Below are 313 nucleotides of genomic sequence, written 5' to 3' on the forward strand. Positions count from 1 at the left end.
CACCTTTAATAATTGCAGCGTTATTGAAGGTGCAATTAATTGGGATTTGATGCCCCAGATATCTATCGGGGCTGCTGGCTGGACAACTCTCGGCAGCCGAGGTGGCAATATGGTCGATCAGGACTGGATGGATTCCAGTAACCCCGGAACCTGGACGGATGAAAGTAGACACCCTGATACACAACTCAATTATGCCAACGAATTTGATCTGAATATCAAAGGCTGGCTCCTCAACGAACCCAATTACCGCCTGGGACTCATGGCCGGATATCAGGAAAGCCGTTATAGCTTTACAGCCAGAGGTGGTTCCTAT

General features: G+C 48.6%; 1 pseudogene. It reads left to right on the forward strand.

The features are described from left to right. Window positions 1–313 (forward strand): annotated as a pseudogene (gene ompT, locus AC0L3J_RS37840) (omptin family outer membrane protease OmpT); the annotation flags it as partial.

Source organism: Bradyrhizobium sp. Kon37 (assembly GCF_055807535.1).